This window comes from Kitasatospora sp. NPDC059803, from assembly GCF_042732255.1.
Classification (GTDB): Bacteria; Actinomycetota; Actinomycetes; order Streptomycetales; family Streptomycetaceae; genus Kitasatospora.
Window position 1 is genome coordinate 1 of the sequence record NZ_JBHWIJ010000218.1, and the last position, 12,973, is coordinate 12,973.

At 73.5% G+C, this 12,973-nt stretch carries 14 protein-coding genes; 12 read left to right on the forward strand and 2 right to left on the reverse strand.

Translation table 11 applies throughout. The features are described from left to right. The 7 genes from ACFV6I_RS28290 to ACFV6I_RS28320 all read left to right on the forward strand — a co-directional run. Positions 1-918: STM4015 family protein (locus ACFV6I_RS28290; protein ID WP_380428333.1), on the forward strand; the 918-nt coding region annotated here is incomplete at its 5' end. A 77-nt stretch (positions 919-995) separates the two neighbouring features. Beyond that, positions 996-1,937 (forward strand): STM4015 family protein, encoded by a 942-nt coding sequence (locus tag ACFV6I_RS28295; protein WP_380428334.1) that lies wholly within the window; start codon positions 996-998, stop codon positions 1,935-1,937. 15 nt (positions 1,938-1,952) lie between these two features. Further along, complete coding sequence (locus tag ACFV6I_RS28300; RefSeq protein ID WP_380428336.1) at positions 1,953-3,092, forward strand: STM4014 family protein; 1,140 nt, start codon at positions 1,953-1,955, stop codon at positions 3,090-3,092. Positions 3,093-3,139: 47 nt separating this feature from the next. Continuing rightward, positions 3,140-4,045: an STM4013/SEN3800 family hydrolase gene (locus ACFV6I_RS28305; protein ID WP_380428352.1), complete on the forward strand. Its 906-nt coding sequence runs from the start codon at positions 3,140-3,142 to the stop codon at positions 4,043-4,045. Further along, on the forward strand, positions 4,042-5,373 hold the full coding sequence (locus tag ACFV6I_RS28310) for an STM4012 family radical SAM protein (protein WP_380428338.1): 1,332 nt from the start codon (positions 4,042-4,044) through the stop codon (positions 5,371-5,373). Before ACFV6I_RS28305 ends, ACFV6I_RS28310 begins: the two co-directional genes overlap by 4 nt. Next, a complete protein-coding gene (locus ACFV6I_RS28315; RefSeq protein WP_380428340.1) occupies positions 5,370-6,368 on the forward strand; it encodes an STM4011 family radical SAM protein in 999 nt (332 codons plus the stop codon). The genes ACFV6I_RS28310 and ACFV6I_RS28315 overlap by 4 nt, the downstream gene beginning before the upstream one ends. A 230-nt stretch (positions 6,369-6,598) precedes the next feature. Then, positions 6,599-6,979: a VOC family protein gene (locus ACFV6I_RS28320; protein ID WP_063350712.1), complete on the forward strand. Its 381-nt coding sequence runs from the start codon at positions 6,599-6,601 to the stop codon at positions 6,977-6,979. 95 nt (positions 6,980-7,074) lie between these two features. Here the strand turns inward: ACFV6I_RS28320 and ACFV6I_RS28325 are convergent, their stop codons facing one another. Beyond that, a complete protein-coding gene (locus ACFV6I_RS28325; protein WP_380428342.1) occupies positions 7,075-8,694 on the reverse strand; it encodes a YDG/SRA domain-containing protein in 1,620 nt (539 codons plus the stop codon). Positions 8,695-8,955: 261 nt separating this feature from the next. Between ACFV6I_RS28325 and ACFV6I_RS28330 the strand changes: the two genes are divergently transcribed. Beyond that, the gene (locus ACFV6I_RS28330) at positions 8,956-9,285 is read left to right on the forward strand and encodes a hypothetical protein (protein ID WP_380428344.1); all 330 of its coding nucleotides are present in this window, start codon (positions 8,956-8,958) and stop codon (positions 9,283-9,285) included. A gap of 161 nt (positions 9,286-9,446) precedes the next feature. Beyond that, positions 9,447-10,337, forward strand: coding sequence for a ribonuclease BN (locus tag ACFV6I_RS28335; protein ID WP_380428346.1), 891 nt, complete (start codon positions 9,447-9,449; stop codon positions 10,335-10,337). A gap of 82 nt (positions 10,338-10,419) precedes the next feature. Here the strand turns inward: ACFV6I_RS28335 and ACFV6I_RS28340 are convergent, their stop codons facing one another. Continuing rightward, positions 10,420-11,127: a rhomboid-like protein gene (locus ACFV6I_RS28340; RefSeq protein ID WP_380428347.1), complete on the reverse strand. Its 708-nt coding sequence runs from the start codon at positions 11,125-11,127 to the stop codon at positions 10,420-10,422. Between ACFV6I_RS28340 and ACFV6I_RS28345 the strand changes: the two genes are divergently transcribed. The 3 genes from ACFV6I_RS28345 (at position 11,111) to ACFV6I_RS28355 (ending at position 12,812) form a co-directional block, all read left to right on the forward strand. After that, positions 11,111-11,434 (forward strand): hypothetical protein, encoded by a 324-nt coding sequence (locus ACFV6I_RS28345; RefSeq protein WP_380428349.1) that lies wholly within the window; start codon positions 11,111-11,113, stop codon positions 11,432-11,434. The two genes, ACFV6I_RS28340 and ACFV6I_RS28345, sit on opposite strands and share 17 nt — an antisense overlap. Before the next feature lie 71 nt (positions 11,435-11,505). After that, positions 11,506-12,195 carry a rhomboid-like protein gene (locus tag ACFV6I_RS28350; RefSeq protein ID WP_380428351.1) on the forward strand — a complete coding sequence of 230 codons (690 nt, stop codon included), beginning with the start codon at positions 11,506-11,508 and terminating at the stop codon, positions 12,193-12,195. An 86-nt stretch (positions 12,196-12,281) separates the two neighbouring features. Further along, a complete protein-coding gene (locus ACFV6I_RS28355; RefSeq protein ID WP_380343931.1) occupies positions 12,282-12,812 on the forward strand; it encodes a hypothetical protein in 531 nt (176 codons plus the stop codon). The last annotated feature ends 161 nt before the right edge of the window (positions 12,813-12,973 follow it).

A 12,973-nucleotide genomic window follows, 5' to 3' on the forward strand; every position in this document is an offset into this window, starting at 1 on the left:
GGGGGCGCGGGCCCCCCCCCACACGCGCGGCGGGCCCCCCCCGCCGCCGCCGGCCCCCCTCTCCCCCCCCCGCCCCCGCCGTCGGCAGCCTGGCGGATCGGCCTGCACTACGAGTCCGAGGAGGCCTTCACCGAGCGCTGGCGGCAGTTCCTCGACACGGTCGACACCGAGCGCGTGACGGCCGTGGTGATCGGCCCGTGGTTCTCCGACGAGCCGGAGCAACTCGACGCCGCCCTGGCCGCGATCGTCGAGGCGGCGGACCGGCTGCCCGCGCTGCGGGGTCTCTTCGTCGGCGACGTCACCTACGAGGAGAGCGAGATCTCCTGGTTGGAGATGTGCGATGTCACCCCGCTGCTGACGGCCTACCCCGAACTGACCGAGCTGGTGGTGCGCGGCGGCAGCGACCTGGAGCTGACACCCGTGCGCCACGAGGCGCTGCGAGCGCTGCGCTTCGAGGCCGGCGGCCTGCCGGCCCCGGTGGTGCGGGCGGTGGCCGGCTGCGACTTCCCCGCCCTGGAGCGGCTCGAACTCTGGCTCGGCGTCGACAACTACGGCGGCGACGCCACGCTGGACGACCTCGCCCCCTTCCTGGACGGCACACGCTTCCCCGCGGTGCGCCATCTGGGCCTGCAGAACAGTGAGTTCGAGGACGACATCGCGGCCGCCGTGGCGCACGCGCCCGTGGTGGCCCGGCTGGAGTCGCTCAGCCTCGCCATGGGCGTACTGACCGACCAGGGCGCCACCGCCCTGCTGGAGGGCCAGCCCCTCACCCACCTGCGCGCCCTCGACCTGCACCACCACTTCCTCACCGGGGAGGTGCAGCAGCGCCTCACCGAGGCCCTGCCGGGCGTCGAGATCGACCTCTCCGAGGCCGGAAAGCCCGACGACCGGTGGCGCTACGTCGCCGTGGCCGAGTAACCGTCACCGACCGCGCGCCCGACACCGCCGCACCACCACACCGACCAGCCCACCACGCCCATCCGTCTGGAGCCGACATGACCGTCTCCCTCCACCCCGACCGCTTCCACGACCTGCCGATCCGCGACTTCACCCCCGACGACGGCACCCGCACGCCGCCCGCCGCCGGCTCGGTCGCCTGGCGGCTCGCCCTGGACTACGACGCGAAGCACGACTTCGCGCAGCTCTGGCAGACCTTCCTCGACACCGTCGACCCTGGCGGAATCCGCGCCCTGGTGATCGGCCCCTGGTGGCACGGCGGCTACGTCCCCGTGGCCGCCACCGTCGCCGCCATCGCCGCGGACGCGGAGCGCCTGCCCGCCCTGGAGGCGCTCTTCCTCGGGGACGTGACCTACGACGAGTGCGAGATCTCCTGGATGGAGATGGGCGACGTCACCCCGCTGCTGACGGCCTTCCCCGGGCTGACCGAGCTGACCGTCCGCGGCGGCACGGACCTGAGCCTCCAGCCGGTGCGGCACGACCGGCTGACCGCGCTGCGCTTCGAGGCCGGCGGCCTGCCGGCCCGGGTGGTGCGGGCGGTGGCGGGTTCCGAGCTGCCGGCGCTGGAGCGCCTGACGCTCTGGCTCGGCGTGGACGAGTACGGCGGTGACGCCACGATCGACGACCTCGGGCCCTTCCTGGACGGCGCCCGCCTCCCGAGCCTGCGCCACCTCGGGCTGGCCAACAGTGAGTTCCAGGACGAGATCGCCTCGGCCGTCGCGCACGCGCCCGTGGTGGCCCGGCTGGAGTCGCTCGACCTGTCCATGGGCGTGCTCTCCGACGAGGGCGCCGCCGCCCTGCTGGAGGGCCAGCCGCTCACCCACCTGCGCGCCCTCGACCTGCACCACCACTACCTCAGCGAGGAGCTGCAGCAGCGCCTCACCGAGGCCCTGCCCGGGGTCGCGCTCGACCTCTCCGAGGCCGAGGACCCCGACGAGGACGAGGACGACGGGGACCGCTACGTCGCGGTCGCCGAGTAGGCGGGTGACGGCACGATGACACCGCAGCTGACCGTCCTCGGCAATCCCGGGCACCGACGGGTGACGCTGTTCGCCGCCGCCGCCCGGGCCGCCGGGCTGCCCGAGCCCGCCGTCCTGCCCTGGCTGGACGTGCTGCGCGGCGACTACCGGCTGCCCGAGGACGGCCTGCTGCGGATCGAGTCGCCCGGTGAGGAGGCCCTGGTCGACGAACTGCTGCGCGGCCCGGCGCTCGGCCCGTCCTACGCGCCGACCCGGGTCGAGGGCACGGCCGCCTGGTACGCGGGGGTGACGGCCGCGCTGCGCGAGCTGGCCGGGCGCCCCGGCGTACGGCTGCTGGGCGATCCGGAGGAGATCGCCGTGATGTTCGACAAGCGGCGGGCGCACGCGCTCCTCGCCGCCGCCGGGGTGCCGGTACCCCGGGCGCTGGGCGGCGAGGTCACCGGCTGGGAGCAGTTGCGCGGGCGGCTGGCCGCGGCCGGCCTGCGCCGGGTCTTCGTCAAGCCCGCGCACGGCTCCTCCGCCTCCGGGGTGACGGCCCTGCAGTTCGGGCCGCGCGGGCAGGTCCTGGCCACCACGTCGGTCGAGCTGGCCGACGGGCTGCTGCACAACTCGCTGCGGGTCCGCCACTACCGCGGCGAGCGGGAGGTGGCCGAGATCATCGACCGGCTGGCACCGGACGGGCTGCACGTCGAGCAGTGGATCCCGAAGGCCGCGCAGTCCGGCCGCTCGGCGGACCTGCGCGTGGTGGTGGTCGCCGGCCGGGCCACCCACGCGGTGGTGCGCACGAGCGCGCAGCCGATGACCAACCTGCACCTCGGCGGCGCCCGGGGCAGCCTCGACCTGGCCCGGGAGGCCGCCGGGCCCGCATGGCCGGCCCTGCTGGAGACGGCCGAGCGCGCGGCGGCCTGCTTCCCCGGCTCGTTGATGGTCGGGGTCGACGTCCTGCCCACGGCCGGCTGGCGGCGCGCCCTGGTCGGCGAGGTCAACGCCTTCGGCGACCTGCTCCCCAACCTCACCGGCCTGCCCGGCGGCCCCGCCGAGGGCCTCGACACCTACGGCGCCCAGATCGCCGCCCTCACCGGGGCCACCGGCCGCACCACCGGAACGCCCCTCCCCACCCCGACGGACCACCAGATCACGGAACCCTCCCGATGAACCAGCAGACCTCCCCCCACACCCAGGCTCCCGCTCCGGCCCCCGACATGAACGCGGTCGTCGGCACGCACGACCTGCTGCTCGTCACACTCGACACGCTCCGCTTCGACGTCGCCGAGGAGCTGGCCGCCGCCGGCCGGATCCCGCACCTCGCCGCCTTCCTCCCCGGCGGCCGCTGGGAGCGCCGGCACGCGCCCGGCAACTTCACCTACGCCTCCCACCAGGCGATCCTGGCCGGTTTCCTGCCCACCCCGGCCTCCCCCGACGGCCCCCACCCGCGCCTGTTCGCGGCCCGCTTCGCCGGCTCCGAGAGCACCGCCCCGCGCACCTGGGTGTTCGACGCACCGGATCTGCCGACCGCCCTCGCCGCCGCCGGGTACCGGACGGTCTGCATCGGCGGCGTGGGCTTCTTCAACAAGCAGGGCCCGCTCGGCTCGGTGCTGCCCGGCCTGTTCCAGGAGAGCCACTGGGAGCCCGGGATGGGCGTGCCGTCCCCGACGTCCTTCGAGGAGCAGGTCGCCCGGGCGGAGCGGGTCGCCGCCGAACAGCCCGCCGGGCAACCGCTGTTCCTGTTCCTGAACGTCTCGGCGCTGCACCAGCCCAACTGGTTCCACCTGCCCGGCGCCACCCGTGAGCACGGCGACTCCCGGGCCAGCCACGGCGCCACTCTGGAGTACGTGGACGCCCACATCGGCCGGCTCTTCGCGGCGATGAGCGCCCGCCGCCCCTGCTTCGCGATCGTCTGTTCCGACCACGGCACGGCGTACGGCGAGGACGGCTACACCGGGCACCGGATCGGCCACGAGGTGGTCTGGACCGTCCCGTACGCCCACTTCACGATCCCCTCAGCCGTCCCCGATGCCGCCCCCACAGCCGCCTCAGCTTTCCCTGCCCCCGCTGCCGTCCCCGCCACCGTCACAGCCATCGCCGCCACCACCGAGGAGCGCGCATGACCACCGCACCCCCGCGCCCCGACTCGCCCTACCAGTCCTACGTCTACGCCTACCCGCACAAGACCGCCTACCGCCCGCTGCCGGAGCGCCCGGGGCTGCGCGAGCTGTGGGCCGGCGAGGCACAGGACGCGCTCTCGCTCTACCTGCACATCCCGTTCTGCGAGGTCCGCTGCGGCTTCTGCAACCTGTTCACCAGGATCGGCAGCCCCGAGGGCCTGACCACCGCGTACCTGGACGCCCTGGAGCGCCAGGCGGTGGCCGTCCGCACCGCGCTGGACGAGGGCGCGCGCTTCGCACTGGCCGCCTTCGGCGGCGGCACGCCCACCTATCTGACGGCCGGCGAGCTGGAACGGCTGTGCGACATCGCCGAGCGGCGGATGGGCGCCGACCTGCGGGCGATACCGCTCTCGGTGGAGGCCTCCCCCGCCACCGCGACCGCCGACCGGCTGGAGGTCCTGGCCGCCCGGGGCACCACCCGGCTGAGCCTGGGCATACAGTCCTTCGTCGACGCCGAGGCCCGCTCCGCCGTGCGCCCGCAGAAGCGGGCCGAGGTGGAGGCCGCCCTCGACCGGATCCGTGCCGCCGGGTTCCCGGTGCTCAACATCGACCTCATCTACGGCATCGACGGCCAGTCCGAGGCCAGTTGGCTGCACTCGCTGGACGCCGCGCTCGCCTGGCAGCCCGAGGAGCTGTACCTCTACCCGCTCTACGTGCGCCCGCTCACCGGCCTGGCCCGGCGCGGCGAGCAGGAGAGCCACTCCGTCTGGGACACCCGCCGGCTCACGCTCTACCGCACCGGCCGCGACCACCTGCTGGCCCACGGCTACCAGCAGGTGTCGATGCGGATGTTCCGCCGCGCCGCTTCCCCGCAGGCCGGGGCGAGCGAGTACGCCTGCCAGACGGACGGCATGGTCGGCCTGGGCTGCGGCGCCCGCTCCTACACCTCACGGCTGCACTACTCCTTCGACTACGCGGTGAACGCCACCGAGGTGCGCGGAATCATCGACGACTTCGTCGCCACCGAGGACTTCCACCACGCCGAGGTGGGCCACCGGATGAGCGGCGAGGAGCCGCGCCGGCGGCACCTGGTGCAGTCGCTGCTCCAGGCCGAGGGCATGCCGCTGGCCGACTACCGGGCCCGCTTCGGCAGCACACCGGCCGCCGACTTCCCGGCGGAGCTGGCCGAGTTCACCGCCCGCGGCTGGCTCGCCGATGACCAGGACCGCCTGGTGCTCAGCCCGGAGGGCCTGGCGCACTCCGACGCGGCCGGGCCGATGCTGTTCTCGCCCGAGGTCCGGGCCCTGATGACGGCGTACGAGGCGAAATGACCTTCCTCGGCCTGCCGTCCACCACCCCGCCCGCACCGCGCACACCGACCGCGCCAACCGCAGAGACCGGCGCGACCGCCGCGACCGCCGCGACCGCCGCGACCGCCGCGACCGCCGCGACTGACCGTGGGCGCGACCTCACCCTGCTCTACCGTGGCCCACTCGCCTCCTGCGACTACGACTGCCCCTACTGCCCGTTCGCCAAGCGCCGCGACACACCCGATCAACTGCGCGCCGACCGCTCGGCCTTGGAGCGGTTCACCGGCTGGGCGGCCGGACGGGCGGGCAGCGGTGACACCCTCGCCCTGCTGTTCACGCCCTGGGGCGAGGGCCTGGTGCGGTCGTGGTACCGACGGACGTTGGTCCAGCTGAGCAAGCTCCCCCACGTACGCCGGGTGGCGATCCAGACCAACCTCAGCTGTCGGACCGACTGGCTCGCCGAGGCCGATCCCGACACCCTCGCGCTCTGGGTGACGTACCACCCCGGCCAGGTCACCCGAGAGCGTTTCCTCGCCAAGTGCCGGGAGCTGGACGCCCTGGGCGTGCGCTACAGCGTCGGCGTGGTCGGCCAGCCCGAGCACCTGGCCGAGGCCCGCCGGCTGCGCGCCGAGCTCGCCGCAGGCGTCTACCTCTGGGTCAACGCCGCCGAGGGCCGCACCTATACCGACGCCGAGGCCGCAGACTGGGAGGCCGTCGACCCGCACTTCGGCTACAGCCGGCACGCCCACCCCAGCGCCGACCGCCCCTGCCGCACCGGCGAGTCCGTGCTCTCCGTGGACGGCGACGGTACCGTCCGCCGCTGCCACTTCGTCCGGAACGTTCTCGGCAACCTGTACGACGGCTCCTACCGCACCCAACTGCGGGCGCGCGGCTGCCCGTTGCCGGTCTGCGACTGCCACATCGGCTACGTCCACCTGGAGACCCTGCCGCTGTACGAGCTGTTCGGCGCCGGCGTGCTGGAGCGGGTGCCGCACGCCTGGCCGCAGCGCGGCTGAGGCCGGGCGGCGGGACGCGACAACCCGATTGCCGGACGGGGCCGCCACCCGTGAAGGCACACGAACGACCTTGCCGGACCCTCCGCGCCCCGCTCGTCCCGCTCGACCGCACCTCTCCGAGCGCAGCAACACCCGGCAATCTCCCGCACACGCCCCGCCGCCGCCCACCGCCCCCGTGGGCGCCCGCCCGCCAACGTCCCTAGCCTGGAAGCAGGAGGAGGCGAAGCACCATGCTTGGAGACGCACCACTGCAGGCCGTCATCCCCGCCGCCGACCTCGCCCGCGCGAGGAGTTTCTACACCGACACCCTCGGCCTCAAGCTCGCCGAGGAGACCGACGAGGAACTGGTCTGCGACTGCGGCGGCACCCAGTTCACGATCTACCACACCCCCAGCGGCGGACAGGCCGCCCACACCCTTGCCAGCTTCAAGGTCGCCGACCTCGACGGCGCGATGTCCGCCCTGCGTGAGCGCGGCATCACGTTCGAGGAGTACGACTTCCCCGGGCTGAAGACCGTCAACGGCATCGCCGAACGCGACAACCTGCGCGCCGCCTGGTTCAAGGACAGCGAGGGCAACATCCTCTGCCTGGCCCAGTCCGTCAGCCAGTAGCACGATCCCCCCGGCCCCGCCCTCGGCTCAACCCGCTGCCCCACCCGTTCACCACGAGCAGACGGGGCAGCGGCCCAGACGACGGGACGGGAGGCTCAGCGCATGCCCTCGTGCCGGGGAACCCCGTGCCGCAGCCGGTGCTCCGCGAGGCGCTTCCGGTCGACGACGTGATCCGGCGTCTCCCGCAGCCGGCCCAGCACGGAGCTGTCGTCGCGGCTCACCACCGTGAGGTCGTCATTGACGATCAGCATGCCGAAGTCGAACAGCACGTGGTGGTTGGCACACAGGCAGAGAACGTTGTCGACGGTGTCCGATCCGTTGTGCGGGCTCCCCAGGGGCGTGATGTGTGCGGCCTCGGCGTAGGCGCCGCCCGGGACCGCCATGCGGACGCCGCACACCTGACAGGTGTAGTCGTGCGCACGTTTCACGTGGGTGGCGATCGCGGTGTTCCGGACGACGCGCTCGACCGATGTCGCGGATCGGACGGGCCCCGCCTCCCGACCGTCCTCATCCGTCGGAGCCGTCACCCGATCCGCCACCCGATCGGTCACCGGAGCCGCTACCGGAGCCGTCACCCGATCCGATACCCGGTCCGACACCCGGGCGACTGCCGCGGCCTGTTCGGCCGGGGGAAGGGCTACCAGGCGGAACCGCCACACGAGGAAGCCGCCGGAGGAGGTCTCGGACCAGAGGTCCTCAACCCGGAAGAGCCCGTCGTAGCGGTAGAAGGAGCGGGTCGCGGTGGTGACTCCCCGGACCACGCGAACCGGGGCCCCGGTCGCCGCGCTCGTCGCCAGGGCCGCGTTGCCGCGCGTCAGCTGCTGGTTCCGGGCCGGCTGCCCCGTCTGCGGGCTCCGCCCGCCCTCCCCGGTGTAGAGGATCACATCACCGAGATCCTCGTCGTCCTGGTACCCACCGGAGACCACGATCGATTCCGCGCCGAGTTCTCGCAGACCGCAGATACCGGCCTGGAGCGGCCGGTGCACGCCGGCGAGCGAGAGCGTCCGCCGGTTGTCGAACTCCTGGCCCAGTCGTACGCCCGGCACCGGCCCGATGCCGTCGGGGAACGGGCCGAACTCGACGGGCGCCTGCCCTTCCGGGAGGGCCGTGGCCAGTTCCCTGACCCTCGCCCGCTCCTCCTGCCGCGCCGTCTGGGCGCGGAAGAGCACTTCCCCAATGAGGGTGTCCCGGGTGGCCGCCAGCCAGGCGCTGTCATCGGCGCGCAGCGCGGACAGCCCGTCGAAGAGTTCGCGAAGCCGCGACTCCGTCGGAATGGTCCGTCCGTCCAGGTAGGAGTCGAGGGTTCGCGCGCTCAGGTCGCAGTGGCGCGCCACCCGTTCGGTCGACGGGTCGCCGACCTTGTTCCACAGTCCGCGCAGCGCGCGGGTGAAGTCCTCCTCCTCGGGTGTGCGGCCCGCCGTCGCCGCGCCCTGCCGCCGGGCCGCCTCCGCGAGGCCTTCCTCGGCGGCACGTCGCCGGTCGTGCCACTGCCGCCGTTCGAGCTCGCTGCCGCTGCCCCACGCCTCGACCATGGCGTCCAGGTTCTTGGCGCTCGGCAGGCGGGATCCGTTCAGGGCGGCGTAGACCGCCGTCCGCGAGGCGCCTAGCGCGACGACCGTCTCGACCGTGCCCCGGGACCGTTCCTTGAGTTCGCGGAGCTCGCGGGCGAAGGAGACCAGCGGGCCCGTTCCACTCAGCGGGAGCCTGCGCGCCATATCCCCACCGTGAGATTCCTCACAGTTCCTCTCCCATTTCCTGTGATGCGGGTCACATCGTCGACGTCGGTACGCCTCTGACCTGGACCAACATCAACTTTCTCAAGTCCCGCGATGTTTTCTGCGGTTTTTCGGCCTTCCGCAGCTCTGTCATCGTATCCACTGTCGGTACGAGCCGTACGCCCCACAACGGAGCGACGGCTCCCTGCGTCAACAGGAAGCCGTCATCACTCGTAGCCCCATCAACACCCGGAGAACTACATGCACGAGGGTACGGGGATTCCCGCGTCGGGCGGAAGCGCCCAGGCCACGGGCACCGCACCGCCCGCACCGGGCCCCCGCTGGCTCGCTCCGGCCGGAGTCGCCGCGACCGGCGCCGGCCCGGTCGCGGCCGGGTTCCAGAGCAACAACACCATCGCGATCATCTCGGCAGCCCCGAGCCTCGTCGTGGTGCTGCTGTTCTTCTTCGGGGTCGTCTGCCCGGCGGTCTGGTCGCGCAAGGCCCAGCGCAAGAAGGCGGCCCTCAACGTGCTCAACACCCTCATCGGACGGAACCCCACGAGCCTCACGGGCCCGCCGCCCCGACGGTAGACCCACGACCACACCACACCACACCCGCTACCCGGCCCCGACCCCCACCCCAGACGCCCGACGCCGCCCACCCGCCTGCGGACGGACACCTCCGGTGGCGGGGCGGGCCGGGCTGGCCTTGACTGGGGCGGATCGTTGCCCCGCTGCGGGAGGACCGAGAGATGAGGTCGGTGAGGGAGGCCGCTGGCCGTTGGGGGGAGCGGCTGGCCCGGGGGCGCGGGCGGTGGGAGCGAGCGCGGTCCAAGGCCGAGCGGCGCTTCCCCGTGATCACCGAGCTGACGGCCCGGCTGCTCTCCCCCGGACTGCTGGACGCCGCCACCCGGATGGCCTCCCAAATCTTCCTGACCTCCGTACCACTGCTGTTCGCGGTGGCCGCGTTCGCCCCGACCGGCGTGCGGGACCAGATGGTCGCCTCGCTCCGCTCGCTCTTCGGCATCTCCGGCGCCACGGATCAGCAGTTGCACCAGTCGCTGTACGGCACCGGGGACCTGCGGCAGACCACCGGGTTCATCGGCGTGCTGATGGCACTGCTGTCGGCGACCAGCTGCAGCCGCGCGGTGGCCCGGGTCTGCGAGCACGCCTGGCGGCTACCGAAGGCCGGGACCAAGGTGGCGGCCTGGCGGTGGCTACTGTGGATCGTGACCTGGCTGGCGGTGCTGCTGTTCCAGGGCCCGCTGCGGGACGGCTTCGGCGCCGGCTTCTGGCTGGGCCTGCCGCTGACCTTCACCGCCTCGTTCGTCGTCTGGTGGTGGACCGCCCACCTGCTGTTGAGCGCCCGGGTCGGCTGGCTGCCGCTGCTGCCCGGCGCGCTGCTGACAGCCGCCGCGGCCACCGCACTCTCGCTGACCGCCCGGATCTACATGCCGGACGCGCTGAACCGCGCGCTGGCCCAGTATGGTTCGCTGGGCCTGGTGCTGATGGGGCTGTCCTGGCTGATCGTGCTCTGCGCCGCCATCACCTTCTCCGTCACGGCCGGGGCGGTGCTGGCCCAGGGACCGCCGCTGAACGCCTACCTGGGCACGCCCGCCCCGGGCCCCCCGCGCACCGGCTGATCCGTCGACGCCACCACCACCACGACGCAGCCACCAACCACCGCCGCCACCGCCACCATCACCGCTGCCATCGCCACCACCGTCAACGCCGGCGCAGCCGCCCTCGGACGAGCCGGCCCGTGGCGACCGGGTCCCAGGAGCCCGGGCGGTCCCGGGTCAGCGGGTAGCAGGCCAGGCCGATCAGCACGGCGCTGAAGTGGCCGATGCTGGTGTAGTCCCGGCTCTGCGCGACACCCAGGCCGTAGAAGACCAGCACACCGGCCACGTACAGGTACCGCCAGGGCCGCACGATCAGATAGGTGAGCACCGCGACCACCCCGGCGAGCGCGTAGCTGACGCCGTAGTCGAGGGTGTAGACGGCCCTCGGCGGGGCGATGCCGCGGTGGATCGCCCACCCGAGCAGGCCCTCGCTGAGGTAGGTCGCGCCGACGTGCGCGATCATCGCCACCGAGATCCAGCGCAGGGTGCCGAGCCAGCGTTCGGCGGGCACGTGGAAGAGGTTGTAGAGCAGGAAGTAGCTCAGCCACCCGCCGCCCGCGATCCACAGCGCGCTGGTGATCAGCACGCGCATCGGTGAGACCTGGAGGTGGTGCAGGTTGGTCGAGCGCCGTTCCAGGATCCGGTCGGCGGTCGCGGTGTCGACGTGGCGGATCACCTGCGTGGTGGCGAGCAGGATCACCAGCCACACGTAGGTGCCCGGGGCCCGGCGGACGTAGCTCCAGACCGCGTGCGCGAGGCGTGCCCACCAGGGGCGCCGGTGTCCGGGCGCGTTGGTGGTGCCACCGGTCATCGGCGCCTCCTCGACGGTTCCCTTCACCCTCACCCGGGGCGCCTCCGGGCGCGTCGACGCGGTGCGCCCTTCGGGTGACCGGGTCTCGCGGACGGTCTCCCGCGTCCCCCACGCCCTGGGCCCGGCGCCGGCCTCCGTGGTGGTCCGCGCGCTGAACGCCGACCCGGCCGGGCGCCCGGCGGACGGCGCGGCGCTGCTGGAGCTGCTGGAGCTGCTGACGGCCGCTCCGGTCCCGGGCAGCCCGGCGCCGAACGCGAGTTCGGTCGGCGAGGAGATCACCCGGGGCTGGCGTACGCTGGCGCTCTGACCGCCCGGAACGGGCCGCCGGGGGCCGCCGGGCGGCACCACCGGGACCGCACAGCGAGGGCGACGGGCACGATGAGCGAGCGCGGCACGACGACCGCACCTGCAGGTCTCGACGCCGGCCCCGGCGCGCGGCACCCGGCGCTGCGCGTGGCGGACCGGCTGCGGCTGACCACGGTGTACGTGCTGCTGCTGACCGCGACGGCCTGCTGGCTGGCCGGCCAGAGCCACGGCGCCCGGGCCCGGTTCGTCCGGCACAACAGCAGCAACGTCCACCACATGGAGGTCGGCAAGTGGTGGACGATGTTCACCAGCGGGCTGGTGGTCGACGGGGTGCCCGCCTGGGCGGGCATCGCGGCGGTGGCCGTGGTGCTGGGTCTGGCCGAGTGGCGCTGGGGCCCGGCCCGGGCCGGCGCGGTCTTCGTCTTCGGGCACCTGGGCGCCACTCTGCTCACCGAGGGCGCCATGTGGGTGATGCTCACCGCCCGGATCCCGGGGGCGCTGTCCCGGGCTCGTGACGTCGGGATCAGCTACGGGCTGGTCGGCACCGCCGGCTGCCTGCTGGCCCTGGGCCCGGCTCCGCTGCGCCGGTTCGGGCTGCCCGCGCTCGGGCTGGGGCTGGCCGTGACCTGGGCGCTGGACCAGCAACTGGCCGACGCCGGGCACCTGGTGGCGCTCGGCCTCGGCGCGCTGGCCGCCCGGACGCCCTGGCTGCGCGGCCGGGCGCGGGCCCGGGCCCGGGTGCCGGTCTCCGCCACGCGCTGACGGCCCTCCGCCGTTCCTCCGGCGCTCCTCCCGACGTTCCTCCCCGGGGTCTTGCGATCACCCCCACCCCGAGTAATGCTGATTACATGATTACAACCTCGCCCGAAGAGCTCCGGGGGTGGTTCACCGGCCGCCTCCCCGCCGACCTGTTCACCGATCTCGTCGAGATCACCGCGGACCGCGAAGAGATCACCGTCGTCGGCCGCATCACCGAACCCGTCCTCGACCAAGCAGCATCGGACGCCGAGCGCGAAGCCGCGTTCGAGGGCCGGATCGCCGAGTTCCGCGACCGGACCAGGGACGCCCGGATCGCCGTCGCCCGGGAGGCCGAGCGCCGTTACGGCCGCAAGGTCTCCTGGGGCGCCGAGTGCGGCGACCTGAGGGGCATGTTCACCACCGTCTCCGCCCCCGTCATGACCCGGCTGCGCCAGCCCGAACGGCAGGTGCTCGACACCCTGGTGGAGGCGGGCGTCGCCCGCAGCCGCAGCGAGGCGCTCGCCTGGTGTGTCCGCCTGGTGCAGCGCCACTCCGACACCTGGCTCACCGAACTGCGCGAGTCGCTGGAGAACGTCCGCCGCCTGCGCGCCCAGGGGCCGGACGCCGACAGCGCCTCCTGACCCCCGCCCCGACATCCGACCTCCCAACGCGCCTGGGAGAAAGCCGGGTTGAGGTACGGCGACCAACGATCTCCCCCGGCTGGGGGCGGCCAAATGAACGGCCCCCCCTCGCCGAGACGAACGTATGGTAGATCGGTACTCAGAAAACCGAAGACACAGTG

What these genes read in the sequence shown, in the direction of transcription:
- ACFV6I_RS28350 (WP_380428351.1), top strand. Translation starts at nt 11,506, where the DNA reads ATGAGCGAGCGCGGCACGACGACCGCACCTGCAGGTCTCGACGCCGGC.
- ACFV6I_RS28305 (WP_380428352.1), top strand. Translation starts at nt 3,140, where the DNA reads ATGAACGCGGTCGTCGGCACGCACGACCTGCTGCTCGTCACACTCGAC.
- ACFV6I_RS28335 (WP_380428346.1), top strand. Translation starts at nt 9,447, where the DNA reads ATGAGGTCGGTGAGGGAGGCCGCTGGCCGTTGGGGGGAGCGGCTGGCC.
- ACFV6I_RS28310 (WP_380428338.1), top strand. Translation starts at nt 4,042, where the DNA reads ATGACCACCGCACCCCCGCGCCCCGACTCGCCCTACCAGTCCTACGTC.
- ACFV6I_RS28300 (WP_380428336.1), top strand. Translation starts at nt 1,953, where the DNA reads ATGACACCGCAGCTGACCGTCCTCGGCAATCCCGGGCACCGACGGGTG.
- ACFV6I_RS28325 (WP_380428342.1), bottom strand. Translation starts at nt 8,694, where the DNA reads ATGGCGCGCAGGCTCCCGCTGAGTGGAACGGGCCCGCTGGTCTCCTTC.
- ACFV6I_RS28340 (WP_380428347.1), bottom strand. Translation starts at nt 11,127, where the DNA reads ATGACCGGTGGCACCACCAACGCGCCCGGACACCGGCGCCCCTGGTGG.
- ACFV6I_RS28355 (WP_380343931.1), top strand. Translation starts at nt 12,282, where the DNA reads ATGATTACAACCTCGCCCGAAGAGCTCCGGGGGTGGTTCACCGGCCGC.
- ACFV6I_RS28330 (WP_380428344.1), top strand. Translation starts at nt 8,956, where the DNA reads ATGCACGAGGGTACGGGGATTCCCGCGTCGGGCGGAAGCGCCCAGGCC.
- ACFV6I_RS28320 (WP_063350712.1), top strand. Translation starts at nt 6,599, where the DNA reads ATGCTTGGAGACGCACCACTGCAGGCCGTCATCCCCGCCGCCGACCTC.
- ACFV6I_RS28295 (WP_380428334.1), top strand. Translation starts at nt 996, where the DNA reads ATGACCGTCTCCCTCCACCCCGACCGCTTCCACGACCTGCCGATCCGC.
- ACFV6I_RS28315 (WP_380428340.1), top strand. Translation starts at nt 5,370, where the DNA reads ATGACCTTCCTCGGCCTGCCGTCCACCACCCCGCCCGCACCGCGCACA.